Below are 18,660 nucleotides of genomic sequence, written 5' to 3'. Positions count from 1 at the left end.
GCAATTGCTGAATATTTATTTAGTATTTAAATGAATATTCATTTGTATATTCTCCTATTTTAAATTATGTCTGATGTTCAATTAACGCTGAGCGAATACCTATCTGCGGTCAAAGAAGTCATTCAATTGGCTTTTGATGATGCCGTGTGGGTCAAAGCCGAGATTCGAAATTTAAACATCAAAGGTGGACATTACTATCTAGAATTAGCTGAAAAAGAACAAGAAAGTGATAGAGTCATTGCCAGTTGTAAGGCCACAATTTGGAAATTTACTGCAAATAAAGTTGTCGGAAAATTTGAACGTGAAAGCGGCATTGAGCTCAGTCGTGACTTAAATGTCTTGGTTAAAGTGCGTGCCAAATTTGACCCGCAGTACGGCTTTTCAGTCAATATCGAAGAAATTGATTCGAGTTTTACTTTGGGTGATCTGGCTCGACGCTATCAACAAATTTTAGAAAAACTCACCAGCGAAGGTCTGATTCATAAAAATCGAAACTTGCCTGCGCCATTTGATATTCAGCATGTCTTGGTTATTGCGCCTGAAAATGCGGCTGGCTTAGGTGACTTTAAAAAAGATGCAGATGCGCTACAACATGCTGGCGTGTGTGAATTTGTCTATCATGCTGCAACCTTTCAAGGAAATACCGCAGCACAAAGTATCCGAGATGCTTTAGCACTGGGTTTAAGACAATGGGCCAATGACTTTCAAACTGCGCCAGATTTGATCGTGATTATTCGTGGTGGTGGTGCCGTTAACGATCTTGCTTATCTGAATGATTATGATTTGGCTGCACTTCTATCTAAGCGTAGCGTGCCAATTTGGGTCGGTATCGGCCATGAAAAAGACCGTACGATCTTAGATGAAATTGCACATCGTTCTTTCGACACCCCGAGTAAAGTGATTGGGGGTATTCGTAATCATATTGTTGAGCGAACTCAGGAAGTTTTAGAGGCATTACAAAGCATTCAACTGCGCTCTCAACATCAAATTGCCCTGTATCAAAGTCAAAATGATCAGTTACTACAGGTCATAAAGACCTTGTCTCAAAGTCAAATCAATGACTCAACTCGGCTCTTACAGCAATACCAAGATAACACTGCTTATTTTGCTCAGTTACAACTTAAAACAGCTGCACAGAATATTGAAATACTCATGCGTGAGACTTTACTGCAAAACCCTGCTCATGTGCTTTCCAAAGGTTATGCCATCGTCCGGCAGCAAGGTCACGCCATTCGCGCAACGAAAAATCTTCAGCCTTCAACGCATTCACCGATTGAAATTGAAATGCAAGACGGCATCATCACGGCTGACATTCAACATATACAGGTAAAAAATCATGACGACTGATACTCTAAGTTTTAAAGAAGGCTATGAAGTTTTAAAACGTAATGCTGAATTACTCGAATCTCAGCAAGAACCCGATATTGATAATCTTATGAAAATCGTTGAAGAGTCGATGCAAGCCTATAAAGCCTGCAAGACTCGTGTTGAAGCAGTACAACAGGCACTGAATGATACGTTTAAAGATTGATTTCTCAATTCATTATTTGCATAAAAAAACGCAGCCTAAGCTGCATTTTTTTATATTCAAATTTTGACTTCTCTTAGAAGCGCCAGTTATAGAATAAGTCAATTGCACGCTCTAAAGACTGACTCGCTTCCAAGTACAAACGTTGATTCATTTGATAACGCAAGGTCAGTTTATTCACTGGTGTAAATACCCCGACACCATAACGAATGAATAAGTCAGGTGTGATATAACCCGTCACAGAAACCTGAGTATCATCTCCTGTTCCTTGAGCATCTAATGCCAAACCACTCAGACCAAATGTACGACCAATTTGGTTGGTCAATGCACGTGTGCCACCCAAGCCCATACTAATACCGGCTGCAGCAATCGTGTTGTTCACATCAGAACGGAAACCTTCCGCCTGACTTAAACCTGAACTTCCTTCATTGATACGACCTGTAATTAAGGCATTTAAGGCTTCTTGTTCAGATAGACCTGCATCGTTATACACCTGAATTGCAGGGCTTGATGCTGTACCTGTCACACGAACACCAACAGTACTGCCTTGCACGGCTTTATTGGCATCAATATCTAAAGTAGGGTTCGCCAATGGTCCATTAAAACGGGCAATCGCACGATTCAAGTCCAGACTTTGACCATAAGCTTCAATTTTCACACGCTGAGAAACACCGATTGCACCATTGGCACGCATTGCTGTTTCTAATCCACGTTGTGTCAAATTCAAACGACCAATCAAAGGAATTCGGCTATCAAAACCTTGAAAAATCACTTGATTACCAATATTCACCTGTACGTCAGCGCGAATATCCCAAGGACGTGCCGATTTTAAGATTTCAAGTTGATTATCACCTTCATGTACCACACGTACATCTGAAGATACCCCAACCACTGTTGCAGACGATTCTGGCATCGAAATCAATGCACGCGGCACATCAATTTTACCTTTTAAGGTTAATTTCTTACTGAAAGGCAGCACATCTAAAGATAAATCAGGCGTTACAACAGCGGTGATCAATGGCGCTTGACGGACCAACATTTCATTACCCGTTAAATTCAACTGGATACGTGGATCATTTTTCCAGTCAATATTTCCGGTTAATTTGCCTACACCACGCCCACTGTTAAATGCACCATCAATAGTCGCGTAGTTTTGACGCACAGCAGAATACAACTGAATATTGGTCAAGTTTACAGGCAATGAAATCATGCTAATCGAGCCATTTTTCACTCGAATCTCACCATCCATTAAAGGCTGAGACAATGTTCCGCTAATTTTTGCCGCATAAGACAACGTACCGCCCATTGAACGGACATCTTGTATAAATGGTTTTAAGATTTTCAATTGAACTTGGTTAAAGGCCACTTCACCACGGATCGGTTTATTGGCTTTATACGGATCAATAATAATATTGGCATAACCTGTACCAATATCAGGAGCTTTGGTATCGAGTCGAATTTGTAGCCCTTCAGCGACACTTTTCGCAATCAAACCTACTTCATCATATTTTAAAGTGGATGCTAAATACTGTGGGTCTTCCGCTGCTAAACCGAGTAAACCGTCACGAGTCACTAATCGTGCATCAATTTTAGGTTTTGCACCTTTCGCCCAAGACGCTTTCGCATAACCATTCACTTTACCCGTAATCGCCAGGCCTTCAGGCATAAATGCTGCAAAGTCGTTTAAGTCTAGATTCTTTGTCACAAAAGATACATTGCCGCGGTTTTTATTCACACGGATCGGCTGATCAAAACATAATTCGCTTTGCTGACTCATCCAACAATGCGCACCGACAAATAAGTCAGACTGTGCAGTGTTGTAAATAATCGACGCATTTTGACGCTGCACAAGACGTGTACGCAAGGAGTCAAAATCGCCTTTTTGAATCTGACCAAGCCAATTATTTTGTGCATTAAAACCACCAGCTAACTGCACATAAAATTTTGATAATTTATTTTCAGCACTGACTTTTAATAAATGCGCATTACGTGTACCGGCCAGTGAAATTTGACCTTTTACAATCTCACGGTTGTTACTGCGTAAATTATCCATCGTTGCCGTTAATAAACTTGGTGAAGTCGCAGAAGTTGGCAACTCGCCTTGCACCCGTATTTTTTTCACACTGAATAAATTATTAAAAGCAAAATCATCTATTGCGATATTGGCAGATGCTTGCAGTCGTGGCTGTGCTTGAACATTTAAGTAGCCATAAGCACGTCCACGTAGGCCTGCATAAATTTCATATAACGCTGGTGCATTAATTTTCAATTGTAAATTTTGTGCATTACCAGTGGCTTGAATTTGGTTATTGGCATAAGCCAACAGTAAATTATTCGCTTCAAACTGTTTTGGCATAAAGCCAGATTGATTTGAATTAATCACCATCGCCAAGTTACCTTGACCACGGACAGGTTTGTTATTGATCATACCTGCCAAATTCAGACGTTCAATTTGAATACGTTTTAGCGCATCTGACCACACACCACTGGTTTTTAAATTTCCAGATAATTCACCCCGTACATTTGAGGCAAAATAATGCGGCTTAAAATGCACCAGTGATGCATTGATATCCCAACCAATGGCTTTTTGCAGTAAAACCTGTCCATTGGCTGAAATCTTACCTGCCACGCCATCATGACGCAGTTCGGCTATTTTAATTAATTCAGGTGTGCCAGATACTTTGAAAATCAAACTTCCTTTACTTGCGGCAACTTGGCTTGCATTGAGGCCACCATCATAATTCACAGCAAAAGCTTTAAAGCCTCCACCTTGTTTCTCATCATGGAAAGTCAGCGCAGCAGTAGATTTACCTGTTAAATGAACCGTTTCATTTTGCTGTGCTAGTCGGCCTAATAAATCAATATTATTCAGCTGAATAATCTGTTGATTTGGTTTTGCATAACCATTGGCTTTTAATGACCCTGTAATTTGGTCGACAGGCGCAGCAGCCACGATGGTTTGCGGATTGAACTGCTGTGCTTGTACATTGGCTTGCCATTTCAGCATGCGTTTTTCATCAGGCAATTCTACAACTGCGTTACCTTTGAGCTGACCTTTGTCGGCCACATAACTAAAGGCAGGGACATTGAGATTGTTATTTTTCAGATTGAGTTTGGCTTGATATTGTCCAGCAGGCAGAGCACCTTTTTCATGTCGTGACACTGTGGTCGCCACATTAATATTCTGCTGACCTTCTGTAAGCGCCAATTGCACATTGCCCGAATCACTACTCAACCATCCAACATATGGCACTGCACGGTCTATATTTTTCCAAGACACATCCATCAGCATCGGCTGAGCTTTATTATTTTTAGCAGGCGCTTGATCGAGTTTTAAATTCCAAGTTTCATATTGATCAAAATCCACCAACGCCGTCAGGTGCATGCCTTTTTCAAAGGTGCCTTTAGACGCAATCTTACTGTTTAAATTTACAGGTAGAAAATCTTGAACCACCTGCGGAATTAACTTATGTTTTGGATTAATTTTATCTAAACGACCGCTTACATCCCAAGTAACCTGATCTTTCCAACTCACCACGCCGCCCAAATTGACAGCGCCGCCCATCACTTGACCATTTAGGTTAGTAATATCAAGTTGGTTGACCAAGTCCGTACTCATGAGCGCAGTATATTTACCCTCAGGAATATTGGCCCCGCTCAGGTCCGTGTCTAAATCTAAATTAAGACGCTGAATATCCCCTTTGAATTTTGCCAGACCATTTTTAGCAAAAAGCTTTTGCTCAGTCAGTAAAGGTAAATGATAGTTTTTAAATTTGAGTGCACCAAACATTGGAACATGTGGACGCATTGGATGAACCACAGCCCAACCAGTTAAAAGATCTGGGGTATGAGTTGCCACACCAGCTTGAATCGTATCAAGAGATCCTTTAGCCACCACTTGAATATCATGAATGTTCAAGCTTTCACGTAGTGAAGGTAAATTGACAATACCCACAGCATTTAGCGGATACTTGCCTTCAAATTTCATATTCCCAGACGCTTGGCGCACAGATAAATAGCCCATATCCATACGGGTATCTTCAAATTTTAATTCCGTCCCTGACCAAAGCGCTTCATTCAATTCAATGTCATAAAAATCCACACCTGAACTATGGGTTTTAATCAGCATATGATCTAGATCTGCATGATCGACACGAAGTACGAACGGCAGACGGATTTCACTAAATGCAAAAGGTTTATCGCTAGGTGGGGTCTTGGTAATAATTTGCAGATTTTTAACATCTGCTTTATTTAAATGAATTTCTTTATTAATAATGGCGCGCCAACCGAGTGTAATATCGGCACGGTCAATTTTTACATCGACAGGTTTTAGCGTAACGAGGACATTTCGTAAAATAATGCCCCGCCACAGGTTACCACCTTCATATTCATAGTGAATGATTTGCTGACGTTCCAGAACACGGTCAAGTAAAAACTTACTGCCTTTGTCTGTAGAGAACATAACTGCTAATGCAGCCACCAAAAAGATAAGCACGAACACGAAGGTCAAAATGACACTTCGAAGAATACGACGCTTCTTCGGCAGTTGCTCTACCGGCGTTTCGTTTTCTGGTTCTTGCTGTTCTTGTTCAGTCATAAAAAACACATCACCTAAAAATTATAATTGTGAACCAATAAAGAAATGTAAACGAATTGGTTTGCTGTCGTCAGAAAGTCCAGTAGCAACATCTAAACGAATTGGGCCAATTGGAGAAGCCCAGCGTATCCCCACACCTGCGCTATATGCAGTCGGTGTATTAAAGTCTTTATCGTAAGCATTACCAAAGTCACTAAAGACCGCAGCACGCCAGCCTTCTTTAAATTGGTAGTTATATTCTAATGAACCCGTTGCCAAGACTTGACCACCAATTTTATAGCCATTTTCTTCGGCAGCTAAACTCTTATAGTCAAAGCCGCGAATGGTTTGGTCACCACCGGTAAAGTAGCGTAAGTTATAAGGAACTTTATCAAAGTTCTCTGTCAGAATATAACCTAAATCACTGCGCCCCACGAACTGGTGATTATCATTTTCACCCAATGAATAAATAAAGCGCCAGCCCGCATTCAAGATCGCCATGTCAGCATCTGAAAGTAAGCTTTCACTTCCGACTTCAACTTTATAGGTTTGCTTAATCCCTTTACTCGGATTCACACGTTTATCAGAGTCGGTTCGAGAAATTTCATAGCCAAACATCAAAGACTGCTGTTCATTGTTGGTATTTACCAAGAACGCATCTGGAATGTCATCACTAGGACTTAGGCCGTCATCGGTAATACGGTCCAAACGGTAACGTAAACCAAAGGTATGCTGCCAACTACCACGTGGGTTTTTAATAATCCGGTCAACCCCAGCTACAGCAGATTCAATCGAAAGATTGACGCCTTGACCGACATCGTCACGTTCTTCACGCTCATAACCACCGACCAAGCTGACATAGTCATTTAATGGATGGTTATATGGAATGTTATAGCGACCATCAATCGATTGACGGATTTTGGATACTTCCATGTTGGCGTCAAAAGAATGACCACGTTTGTTTACAATGGCACGGCGATACTGCCCACGAACACGTGTACCGGTGTCGGTACCAAAACCAGCACCAATTTCTGCACTATTCAACTTATCTGCATTTAGTGTCACGATCACAGGGACTTTTTTATCTTCACGTGCTTGCGCTTTTAAACGTTCTTGTTCTGCTTGTTTGGCATCTTGCGTATCTTGCAAACTGCGTAATTTAGATGATTGCTCTGCATCATTCACCCCCGCAAATTGGTCTTCATCAACCACTTTTTGCGTGACTTCCTTATTCGACATCACTTCCGTTTTGTCTTTCACTACTTGTGAACTTTCAGACAACTGATTTTGATCGACCAAGGTCTGAATATCTGGTGGCAGTTCAAGCGGCTTTTCAATTGGGTCTGGACGAATCGCATCAACTAAGGTGTAGTTAAAATAGCGAGAGTTGGTCAGATTATTGGCTAAACCATTTACACGCCAGAAAGTATAATCAGCACCGTCTTTCCACGTCACCAAACTTTCTAAAATATCTCGATCCAATGGAAACTCTGCATTAGGATCACTCATTCGAAATTCGACTTCGCCAAGCTTATAACGCTCACCCGTTTCAAATCGCAAATTGATATCGGCTGTATTTTGTGGTTGAGCCACTCTTACATCGTGCAAACGCCAGTACGAGTCGAAATAACCGTTATTGGTCGCTGCATCATTAATTCGGCCTTTCGTCGTTTCGTATTCACCATGATTAAGAATGTCACCTTCTTCCTGATCTGGTAAAACACCAATCACCTGAAACTGAGCTTGATTTGCTCCAGCCCCTGAAAATTCAATATTTTGCTTTTGAATTTGCACAGGCGTATTTGGTGTAACCAATACACGAACTTTACTATCAGACACTTTTTCAAATTTGAATTCTGACTGATAAAAGCCTACAGCTTGTGCAGCTTGATTGGACAAGCTGCGTAATTGAGGCAAAGCCGATGGAAAATCGCTAAAAGACTCTTGAGTAAAACTTGAAAGCTTGCCTTTAATATTGGCTTTGAGATCTTCCAGCGCCGCACCGTAAGCCTTACTCGAAGTCTGACTGGTATTATGTGCTGAGGTAATTTCAACATCCGCACTAATTCGTGGCACTTTTGCCGTATTCATCTGACGTGGCGGACGCACTTTATATAATAAGCGCTTAAAAATACCTGGCTCTGCATCATCTTCCACAGTTGGATTATTCAGCTCTTGCAGCGTACTGGCATTTTCATTTTGTGTTGCAGTAATTTCATTATCAGAGCGAATTTCACCCATGAGCTGATCAATATTGACTGGCGCTTGGTTAATTTCCGTTAACTCTTTTTGGGTAATGTCCGCAACAGCAACTTCTGTTTGTTGTGTCGCACGGTACTCCTGCGCCTGACGTTTGGCCTCTTCAGCAACTTGGAAGATTTCATTCGCCATGTTTTGATCAACAGGTGTCACGGGTAAGTTTTCTAAATCTTCGAACTCAATGGGTTTAAATTCTTGTAGTTGTGTTCCTGCTTGCTGCTGTTCTTGCAGCATTTTCATACTATCAACAGATTCTTTCGGCTCATTTATATTTTCAATTTTTTCAATTGCTTCAGGCGTCGACAGCCCTTGCTTTACAGCCTCATCCTTGATTTCAGCAACAATCTCTGCTTTTGTATCTGCAGAGGTTGGAACAGTTTCCGCGGGAGTTTGGGCGAAACTATGCTGAGCACACAAGGTCAAAAAGATGCTCATATATAGACTTTTATTGCTATGATGCTGTCGTATGCAGTGAGCCATACTGTGATGAAGCATTGTTTTTTTAAACTTGATTTTTGCAGGCATAGCAAACTCTAACAAATTTCATTATGTAATGGACTTAGTCAATCAGATGTAGAGCTAAAGATCTTATATCTATTGGTTTTTCGCCATCCCCAAACTCAAAAACATATTACATGATTTTTTTAGAGATTTTACCAATCACTCACATTTCTTAATAAAACTTAATGTAGCAAGACGCTTATGAATAACAACGAACATCTGCTAGGTACACGCCGTTTCCTGCCTATGTTTTTGACCCAATTTTTTGGGGCGCTCAATGACAATGTCTATAAACAGGCTTTATTGTTGGTCATCACCTATGGATTAATCCAACAACAGGCATTACCCATCAGCACGCTAAACAATCTAGCTGCATTATTGTTTATTTTACCCTACTTTATTTTTTCAGCGACAGCGGGACAGATCGCAGATAAGTTTGAACGTTCACAACTTGTCCGTGGTATCAAAATTTTAGAAATTATCATCATGGTCATCGGCAGCATTGGCTTTCTGACCGGTCATTTATGGTTGTTATTGTTGGCTCTATTTTTGATGGGAACCCATTCGACATTTTTTGGTCCAATCAAATATGCGATTTTGCCTGAAATTTTAAAACCCAATGAGCTAATGTCAGGCAATGCGCTGTTCCAATCTGCAACATCCATGGCGATTTTATTCGGGATGATTTTGGGTGGTGCTGTGATTGCTTCATCACAAGGCAATTTATTGTGGATCAGCCTGACCGTAATGACCATCGCCATTTTAGGTTATATCACCAGTCGTTTTATTCTTAAGCAAAATGTCACTACACCAGATTTAAAAATCGATTGGAATTTTTTCCGAACTAGTTACCAAACGATGAAATATGCCAAAAGTTTGCCGCTGATTTTTACTATTTTATTGGGGAACTCGTGGTATTGGTTTTATGGTGCAACCTACCTCACCCAAATTCCACAAATGACTCAGCAAAATCTACATGCCTCTGAAAATGTCGTTAGCTTGCTATTGACCTTTTTCTCTGTCGGTGTGGGCGTAGGTTCATTGCTTTGTCGTAAATTGGGCGGCACTCAAGTCAATATTAAGATGGTTCCCATCGGCGCTGTCGGTTTAACGGTATTTGCACTGTATTTAGCATTTAGTTTAACCCTCGTCCCGACTCAAACTGGCCCACTTATTACCTTATCGGAAGTATTTCATCAAGGGTGGAGCTATTACCATGTAATGATCGCAGTGACTTTATTGGGGATTAGCGGTGGTTTTTACATTGTTCCACTATATGCCATGATGCAAGCCTATTCGCCTCGCTCACATCGTGCCCGTGTAGTTGCAGCAAACAACATTTTAAATGCCGTTTTCATGGTATCTTCTGCTATATTTTCAATTATCATTCTGAGTGTTTTAAAGATTGATATTAAAATACTTTTTTGTATAACTGCAGTGCTCAGTGCAATCTTTTGTATTTGGCTGCTATTACGCATCAAACCTTTGCTTCAAACTACGCAAGTCTCTCTGGAGGATTAATCCATGCGTCAATTTACAGGTGTCGACAAACTTATTCACTCATTTGATCAAGCCTTACGTAGTTTAGTACCTGGGGCGACTGCCGCACATCGAGAAAACCCTGCTAACATTGAAGAAACACAATTAGCAGTGAGTGAAGCGCGTCATGTTGCAGGTTTAATGCGGGTCAATCATAGTGGTGAAGTATGTGCACAAGCGCTCTATCATGGGCAAGCACTGACAGCAAAACTACCGAATGTACGCCGTGAAATGGAACAAGCAGCGATTGAAGAACAAGACCATTTAGCATGGTGTGAAGATCGCTTAAAAGAATTAGACAGCCATACCAGTCTGCTCAACCCTGTTTGGTACGGCCTTTCTTTTGGGATGGGTGCATTGGCAGGTATTGCCGGTGATAAATACAGCTTAGGTTTTGTCGCTGAAACTGAGCGTCAGGTGAGTCTGCATTTAGAAGACCACATCCGCCAACTTCCTGAACAAGACGAACGTTCACGTAAAATCTTAGTGCAAATGAATGAAGATGAGCTTCATCACCGTGATACAGCACTCAATGCAGGTGGTGTAGACCTTCCTGTTCCAGTTCGTATTGCCATGACTGGTATTTCAAAGCTGATGACCAAAACCAGTTATTACATTTAATGATTTTCTAATGATTGTCGCTAAGTTTTATAAATAGTGAACAAAAAGCCTGCAATGATGCAGGCTTTTTCATAAGTAATGTTTTGACTCTAATACAATAATTCCTTCGCCATCAAAACAGTTTATAGGCTGCCATCGACTTGGTGTAAACCAATCAAAATTCAAACTATAAAGTTGCTCAGTGGACGGATAACCTGATCCACCTAATTCAAGCAGCCATCCTGCCGGACAAATTTCCTTTTGGTTATTAATCACAACAGTATGATCATGTGCCAATTCCAGCAATAAATGACGATCCAGCTCAAATGCAATAACATCAAATCCAGCTATTTGAATAAGCTCTGGAAAACGAGCCGAAGTCAGACCTTGACGAATATCAGTCATCTGTTCAAGAGAATAGTTGGTTTCAAATGATCGGTTGATCCATGTCCCCTGAGGCAATATCACCTCACCATAAACTAAAGGTTGTTTAAGCTGAATAATAATTTGTGCCATATACTCTTGATAAGCACGATCTGATTGATGATTTGAAAAAGCAATCTCTGCATAACTCAGGAGAACAAAAATTGGAAAAATGAGTAAAGTCGATAGCCCCCATTTTACAGTTTTATCTAGTTTAGGATGATACTTGCTTAATTTTTGTTGTTTTTTCTGCCATGCATTCCAATACAACCAAGCAGGAATCACGAATATGACCAGCAACACCGAAAAACACATAATGATAAAGGCAATCGCACCCGCACCATAACCTAAACCCATATTGCTCTCACTGAATATCCTTTTAAATCTTTTGATTATGTTTTGACGATTTTATCAGATCAGCCACGTTCACTTTATCAATGTTGATGATGCTTACGCCACCACTTCAACACCGTATAGAGCACACGTAAAAATACGATACATAATACAACGGCAATAACGATGTAAATATCTTGATGATAAGGCAGCATTTTCGCCCAAAACAGATGTAAATAATGACTCATTTGGAAGCCAATCGTTGCGACCAACATCGCCCAAATAAAACAGGAGACCAGATTAATCAGCACATATTTCCAAACAGGATAAGCACGCACACCTACAACAATAGGTAAAATGGTTCTAAAGCCCCAAGCAAAGCGCATAAATAAAATGGTCAAAATAGGATAACGTTCAATAAACTGGCTCGCACGATCGAATTTTTGTGCAAATTCTGCATTCGACTGGATAAGTTTTTGCCCATAGCGAGCGCCCATTTGATAATAAAACTGATCGCCAATAAAACTGCCTAACATCGCCACTGCAATCAACATTGGAAAATGAAGTATGTGTTGATGGACAGCATAGGCGCCAATCATCAGCACTGTTTCTCCTTCAAACAATGTGCCAATAAAAATCGCAATATAGCCATAGTACTAAATCAGATCAGTCCAGTTCATATCATTATTTTGAAGCTAAAAAGATAATGTAATCCTGGACAGCCTATACGCTAGCTCATACCATGACAGGATTTGAATATTTTTGTTATTATTTATCTAGCGTATTTAAGGTCAGTTTGAAATATCACTCATGTGTATTGAAAACATTTCGTTTCATTCGCTCAACCCACTAAAACTTTTTGGCAACTCACCATAGGAAATTGATGTGCTGGATGTTCAAACATTTCATTTTTCCAAATGTCGAACATTGGTATTTTAACATCGAGTGCTAAAGGCAGTTTTTTCGGATTAAATTGCATGTGCGCTAAGCTTTCGCCCCACGCGATCAGATCCAGATCCAAAGCGATATTATGAGACGGACGAACACGACCTGAGTCTGCTTCCATTTTTTTCAGTAAGGTGCTGATTTCATCTACAGATAAACTGCTTTTCACCAAACAAGCTGCATTCCAATAATCCGCCCCAATGCCATCACGACAAGGAATCACATAAATTTTGGAAAATTCAACATGACCCAAAGCCTGAATTTGACGTAAAGCCTGTTGAAAATGCGGTTTGGGATTGAAATTACTCGCCAGAGCTAGGGCGAAAATCGTTTCGGTGGCGTTCAAGACGAATTCCTACAGAATTGGCTTGCGCGATAATGGCAGGCTTCCGGATGCTAATCATAATAGATTCAATGCTGTCATAGGTAGCAAAAAGTGCATCAATCACCAGTTTTGCTGCATGTTCGATCAATTTAGGTTGAGCAGTTTGAATGACTTTGGCTGATATTTCGCAAATTTCAGCATAATTCAAGGTATCTTCAAGCTCATCTGACTGAGCCGCCTGCGCTAAACTGGTTTGAATATTGAGGTCGAGCATCAAAGGCTGAATAATCTGACGCTCCCAATTGAAACAGCCGACTACAGTTTCAACTTTCAAACCTTCAATGATAATTGCGTCCATTCTTACACTCAAAATAAAATCTTAAACATCGATAAAATCCTCCTGTTTAAGCAAGAGGATTTTATTTATATCTTGCGGCTAAATTATTGCTTCAACAATAAATTAGGGTCCATAGTCTGCACCATTTGAATACGCTGGTCTGCATAAATATCGGTATATGGCGCAAGGATGCGCATAAAGCGATCGAAGTACAACATTTGTTTGAATAATAAAGCGAAGTCACGTGGGAAGCGAATACCATGACGCTCTCCGACTTGTACCATATCCATCATAATGTCATTCAAATCGGCAGGATTTGAAGTTAATAATTCCTGTGGATCAGCCAAAAGCACACCGCTAAATAAGCGCTCTAAATCAGCAGCTAAAACTTGTGTATCAATTTTGACAGCCGTCATGCCCATTTTCAGCATGTTTTCAGCCATCAAGTTGTAGTCAGTTTTTTGTAGGGCATCCATAAACGCAATACATGCTGTCCACACTTCAGGTTTCAACTGGCCCACGATACCAAAATCGATGAAGCCAACTCGACCATCTTCTAGCAGCATCAGGTTGCCTGCATGTAAGTCTGCATGGAAACTATTACATAACATCAAGCTGCCAAACCATGTATTCATCGCTGTTACCAAAACTTGCGATGGATCTTTAGCGACTTTCTTGACCACATCAAAATCAGTCAATGGTACGCCGTATAAACGTTCCATCGTTAAGATTCGACGCGTTGAATATTGGTGATAAACTTTTGGTGCTGTTGCGGCTTTGTTTTGAGTCACATTCAGATAATTCACAAAGTCGTCAAGATTTTGAGCTTCTTCAATAAAGTCCACCTCACGTACCATGCGAACTTTAATTTCTTCAACGATATCTGCAAGTGAAGCAAATTTGACTTTAGGTACAGCTTTTTCAACCAGTTTGGTTGCCCAATGTAAAACGTTTAAATCTGTATAGAGAATCGTCTCGACACCCGGCTTTTGCACCTTGATAACAACATTTTCACCACTGACCAATTTAGCAGCGTGTACCTGTGCTATCGATGCAGAAGCTAAAGGCTTTTCATCAATTGAAGCAAATATTTCATCTAAATTACGACCAGCAAATTCTGAAGCCAATACCTGCTGCACATAACTAAACGGCAATGAAGGTGTCTGATCTAAACAGCCTTGGAACTCTTCGACATATTCACGTGGAAATAAAGAAGGTGTACTTGCAATAAATTGACCTAATTTAATATAGGTTGAACCCAGTGATTCAAAAGTTTCACGCATGAGTTTTGCGTTACTTGGTTTTTCTGTCGCGTATTTAAAACCGGCTTTAGCCGCGACCACTGCGGTCTCACCCATTCGGGCAACCGAGCGAATTCCATCTAACCAGATATTGTTTTTCATAATGTCTTAGAAAAAAATAATTAACATGAGTGTAGCAAAAAAATAAGGGCTTGCTGCTTTATCTTGCCTGACAGATTGGACAATCTGGATCTTTTTCAAAAGCGAGAATTTTTTGTTTCATTGACAGACCATCCCACAACAAAAGTTTTTGTTTCAATACTGTCTTTCCTAAACCCAAATAAAGTAAAGCATGATGAGCTTGCAAACTTGCCATAACATTTGGTGTGGTTGCAAGCACACCCGAGTCTGCACAGCGCAAACTTTCATTGGCTTGTTGTTCTTTTGGAAATAGACATTCATAACATGCCGCGTTTCCTTCGACCATAAACAGTTGCCCTTGGAAACCAATCGCTGAAGCACTAATCAGCGCCACATTATTTTCTACGCAGCTCACATTGACCAAATAACGCGTGCTGAAATTATCACAACCGTCGAGAACCAAATCTTGCTGTGAAATCAATGCCCTTGCGTTGCTTTCATCTAATTTTGTGGTATAGCTTTGCACTCGGATATGCGGATTAATCGCTTGTAAGCGTTTAGCCAAAATTTCCGATTTATAAAAACCTACGTCATTTTTGGTATACGCAATTTGTCGTTGCAAATTACTGATTTCAATGCGATCTGCATCGATCAAAGTGATTTGGCCAACGCCTGCACGTGCCAATAATTCGGCTGTAGTACAACCAATTCCACCACACCCCACGATGAGTACATTGGCAAGTTTTAGCTTCTCTTGCGCATCGATGTCCCAACCATCAAGCAATATTTGACGGCTGTATAGATGCATTTCATCATCACTTAATTCAAATTCAGATGTTGATTCATTCGATTTAAACGTAGACAAAGTATTTCCTTATTAAAATTCGTCAAGCATGAAAAATGGGCGAGTTTATATCGCACGCAAAAGATTAAAACACCGATATCCATCAAATGTTGTTCGAGTACAAACCCGAAACAGTGTAAAAACACCCTGCTATTTGAGCAAGACAATATACAGCTTAAAGTTAAAATAAATGCTCTGTAGACATGGTATTTTTCTTAGTTAGCGTATCTTCAATTACACTATTTAAAATACAGTATCTCAGACACCTTAGTATGTAGAAACATCATAGAGGTATAGCGTATACATGTTTTAAAAATAATAAATAAAAAATATAGTTATATTTTTAAACATATTTAGTTGCACTAGAGCTGCTTACATTAGCTTCATTTTAATGATTCTTTTCTACCTTAGCCTCAAAAAATAAAACTTAATTCAAGACATTTTAAGCGTTTATGTATGCGAAGAGATTTAATCCGTAGGTATATGTATGAATTCAGTGAGAATTAAATTGCTGACACAATATGTTAGATAAACTTATGAGCTAACACACATTATTCAAATACTTTGTGCTCAGTCATATTTACCCCTTTACCCCCAAGTGATTACTTAAAAGTGGAGAATAAAAATGTCACAAGAATACGTTGAACAAGATCAGCGACAAAAATTATGGAAACTCATTAAAGACGTGCGTTTCACCATGATTAGCCATGTCACTGACAAGCAAGAAATTCATTCTCAACCTATGACTATGCTTAATTCTGATAAGATGAATGAGCATGAAAATATCTATTTTCTTATGAAAGAAAACAATGACCTTGTAGAGGCAGTCAATGCAGGTCGTAATCATCTTGGATTAGCATTCGCTAAACCTTCAGACGATATTTATGTATCAATTAGTGCTCATGGAGAAATCAGTACAGATGCGGCCCTAATCGATAAATTATGGAATCCTTGGGCTGAAAACTGGTTCGATGGCAAGACTGATCCTACTGTTCGCGTTTTGATAGCTAATGCTATTAGTGCAGAATTCTGGAATGTCAAAGACAATAAAGTCACCCATTTATTCAAAGTTTTGAAGGGCAATTTAACGGGTAAAACTCAAGAACTTGATACTGAACATAATACCCTGAACTTAAAATAAATGATTTTATTGATTCGAATTAATGCTTTAATTTTAGGTTAATTTGGATTGTCCCATAGTTAGTCAAATATATATATGATCTCGAATGAATGGTTTCACCAGCTCAAATATCAATTTCAAAAAGGCTGCATCAAGCAGCCTTTTTTGCGTATATAAATTGACTCAACTGACCTTTTGAATTAATTGCGCTTTGGCCACTTCTTGTTGCTTCAACAAATTACGTTGGATTTTTCCACTCGATGTTTTAGGCAACCCATCCACAAATTCAATTTCTTTTGGATAAGCATGCTTGGATAAACGAGATCGTACATAGGCTTGTAGTTTATCCATGAGTTCAGAACTTGCTTGATATTGTGGTTTCAATACCACAAAAGCTTTGACCAATTCAGTCCGCTCAGGATCAGGCTTACCAACAACTGCCGACTCTAAAACCTCTTCACATTCTAATAATGTGCTTTCCACATCGAAAGGCCCAACACGATAGCCTGACGTTGTAATGACATCGTCTGCACGACCTACAAAATCAATGCCGCCTTCTTCGTTTAAACGAACGGTATCACCGGTTAAATAGTAGTTCCCGACAAAGGCTTTACGGTTATTGCCACCATAGCCTGTGAACCACATGAGTGGAGATTGCGACCAGTCTAATGCTAATGTTCCAATTCCACCACGTTCAATTTCTTGGTGGTCTTTATTGAGCACCGCGAAACGATGACCCGGTATAGCAAAACCGGCTGAACCCACTTTTTTGTAGTGTTCTAAAGCGTGATGATTTGCAATCACCATACCGAGTTCTGTTTGCCCATATTGGTCATAAATATTGACGTTTAAATCGTGATTAAACCATTGAATCACTTCGGGCGTTAGTGGCTCTCCTGCACTACTCACAACCCGTAAATGTGATTTTAGGGATTCATCAAATTTTTCTTTAAAACCAAAGAACATACGAAATGCCGTTGGTGAACCGGTCAAATTACTGACTTTATATTTTTTGATGACTTGAAGTGCATGATCAACACTAAAAGCACGTTCATCCATAATAATGCTATGTCCTAAACTTAATGGCCCTGCAATTCCATAGTACAAACCATAAGCCCAACCCGGATCTGCCAAATTCCAAAATGAATCTTCATCACGCAAATCAACCGCATGTGTCATATACCCTTTAAATGCCAATAACGCTTTGTGTGGCACAGGTACAGACTTGGCCAAACCGGTCGTTCCCGATGTAAACATCATTAAAAATTCATCGTCAAATGAACGTGGTACTGAGTTATATGTGGTGTCATGAAGTTGCAGCTCTGACCAAAAGTCAGGATCTGTCTGAATTGCTTGATCAGCATGCACGGTTAAAATATTTGGTAAATCAATATGATTGACTTTTGATCGTTGCTCAGTGTTGGTTACAATCAGCTTTGTTCCCGCAGTTTGCACCCGATGCTCAATCGCTTTGGACTCAAATGCCGTAAACAAAGGCTGATAAATTGCCCCTATACGCCATGTTGCCAATACGGTGATCAATAACTCTGCAGTACGGGGTAATAGACCTGCAATGCAATCACCTGCTTTTAGCCCAATGCGCTGATAATAATTTGCCAATTGTGCAGAAGCTAAATCTAATTGCTCAAAAGTCCATTGTTCAGATTCACCATTTTTACCTTCCCAGATCAGTGCAGTTCGATTTTGCCCAACATAGCGCCCACAACATTCATCATAAGCATTGATTGAACTTGGCGTACCGACCAATTGTTCTGCAACCATTTTTTCAAAATTAAAATCACGATATGCTTGTTCTAGTGTCTTCATGACGACAATTCCTATCCTGTTCTCTATGATTCAAAGTGCAAGACTTTGAGGTTTATTGATCTTGTTGTTGTACCGCTGCGTACTAGTGACGATTCCTTTGCCACATCCGCTTTTACTGCTT

The 18,660-nt window shown here is 40.0% G+C and carries 14 protein-coding genes; 5 read left to right on the top strand and 9 right to left on the bottom strand.

Features of this window, described 5'->3' with window-relative positions; genetic code table 11:
* The first annotated feature begins 66 nt into the window (after positions 1-66).
* Both xseA and xseB read left to right on the top strand, forming a co-directional pair.
* Positions 67-1,347 carry an exodeoxyribonuclease VII large subunit gene (xseA, locus tag M5F03_RS13175; RefSeq protein WP_249708559.1) on the top strand — a complete coding sequence of 427 codons (1,281 nt, stop codon included), beginning with the start codon at positions 67-69 and terminating at the stop codon, positions 1,345-1,347.
* Positions 1,337-1,531 carry an exodeoxyribonuclease VII small subunit gene (gene xseB, locus M5F03_RS13170; protein ID WP_078188551.1) on the top strand — a complete coding sequence of 65 codons (195 nt, stop codon included), beginning with the start codon at positions 1,337-1,339 and terminating at the stop codon, positions 1,529-1,531. Before xseA ends, xseB begins: the two co-directional genes overlap by 11 nt.
* A gap of 73 nt (positions 1,532-1,604) precedes the next feature.
* Here xseB and M5F03_RS13165 read toward each other — a convergent pair whose 3' ends face one another.
* Complete coding sequence (locus tag M5F03_RS13165) at positions 1,605-6,125, bottom strand: translocation/assembly module TamB domain-containing protein (RefSeq protein WP_249708558.1); 4,521 nt, start codon at positions 6,123-6,125, stop codon at positions 1,605-1,607.
* A gap of 21 nt (positions 6,126-6,146) precedes the next feature.
* On the bottom strand, positions 6,147-8,888 hold the full coding sequence (locus M5F03_RS13160) for an autotransporter assembly complex protein TamA (RefSeq protein WP_249708557.1): 2,742 nt from the start codon (positions 8,886-8,888) through the stop codon (positions 6,147-6,149).
* Between the two features lie 177 nt (positions 8,889-9,065).
* Here M5F03_RS13160 and M5F03_RS13155 point away from each other — a divergent pair, with 177 nt between their 5' ends.
* Both M5F03_RS13155 and coq7 read left to right on the top strand, forming a co-directional pair.
* A complete protein-coding gene (locus tag M5F03_RS13155) occupies positions 9,066-10,385 on the top strand; it encodes an MFS transporter (RefSeq protein ID WP_180110138.1) in 1,320 nt (439 codons plus the stop codon).
* Between the two features lie 3 nt (positions 10,386-10,388).
* Complete coding sequence (gene coq7 / locus M5F03_RS13150) at positions 10,389-11,024, top strand: 2-polyprenyl-3-methyl-6-methoxy-1,4-benzoquinone monooxygenase (protein WP_180023519.1); 636 nt, start codon at positions 10,389-10,391, stop codon at positions 11,022-11,024.
* Between the two features lie 69 nt (positions 11,025-11,093).
* On the opposite strand, the gene M5F03_RS13145 is transcribed toward coq7, so the two are convergent.
* The 6 genes from M5F03_RS13145 to M5F03_RS13120 all read right to left on the bottom strand — a co-directional run bounded on the left by M5F03_RS13145 (position 11,094) and on the right by M5F03_RS13120 (position 15,556).
* Positions 11,094-11,783, bottom strand: coding sequence for a hypothetical protein (locus M5F03_RS13145; protein ID WP_249708556.1), 690 nt, complete (start codon positions 11,781-11,783; stop codon positions 11,094-11,096).
* 77 nt (positions 11,784-11,860) lie between these two features.
* A complete protein-coding gene (locus M5F03_RS13140) occupies positions 11,861-12,358 on the bottom strand; it encodes a DedA family protein (protein WP_249708596.1) in 498 nt (165 codons plus the stop codon).
* A gap of 242 nt (positions 12,359-12,600) precedes the next feature.
* Positions 12,601-13,050, bottom strand: a complete 450-nt coding sequence (locus M5F03_RS13135; RefSeq protein WP_249708555.1) for a 2-amino-4-hydroxy-6-hydroxymethyldihydropteridine diphosphokinase — start codon at positions 13,048-13,050, stop codon at positions 12,601-12,603.
* Positions 13,007-13,387 carry a dihydroneopterin aldolase gene (gene folB / locus M5F03_RS13130; protein WP_180004951.1) on the bottom strand — a complete coding sequence of 127 codons (381 nt, stop codon included), beginning with the start codon at positions 13,385-13,387 and terminating at the stop codon, positions 13,007-13,009. The genes M5F03_RS13135 and folB overlap by 44 nt, the downstream gene beginning before the upstream one ends.
* Before the next feature lie 83 nt (positions 13,388-13,470).
* A complete protein-coding gene (locus M5F03_RS13125) occupies positions 13,471-14,769 on the bottom strand; it encodes an ABC1 kinase family protein (protein WP_249708554.1) in 1,299 nt (432 codons plus the stop codon).
* Positions 14,770-14,827: 58 nt separating this feature from the next.
* Positions 14,828-15,556 (bottom strand): HesA/MoeB/ThiF family protein, encoded by a 729-nt coding sequence (locus tag M5F03_RS13120; protein WP_180127295.1) that lies wholly within the window; start codon positions 15,554-15,556, stop codon positions 14,828-14,830.
* 661 nt (positions 15,557-16,217) lie between these two features.
* Between M5F03_RS13120 and M5F03_RS13115 the strand changes: the two genes are divergently transcribed.
* Entirely contained in the window at positions 16,218-16,733 is a 516-nt protein-coding gene (locus M5F03_RS13115) for a pyridoxamine 5'-phosphate oxidase family protein (RefSeq protein WP_180111882.1), read from the top strand.
* A gap of 162 nt (positions 16,734-16,895) precedes the next feature.
* Here the strand turns inward: M5F03_RS13115 and M5F03_RS13110 are convergent, their stop codons facing one another.
* The gene (locus tag M5F03_RS13110) at positions 16,896-18,539 is read right to left on the bottom strand and encodes an AMP-binding protein (protein WP_249708553.1); all 1,644 of its coding nucleotides are present in this window, start codon (positions 18,537-18,539) and stop codon (positions 16,896-16,898) included.
* Positions 18,540-18,660: the final 121 nt, after the last annotated feature.

It is taken from the genome of Acinetobacter amyesii (assembly GCF_023499985.1).
Taxonomy (GTDB): Bacteria; Pseudomonadota; Gammaproteobacteria; order Pseudomonadales; family Moraxellaceae; genus Acinetobacter; species Acinetobacter amyesii.
The sequence above is the reverse complement of the archived record's forward strand: the minus strand, read 5'-3'. Positions and strand labels throughout refer to the sequence as shown.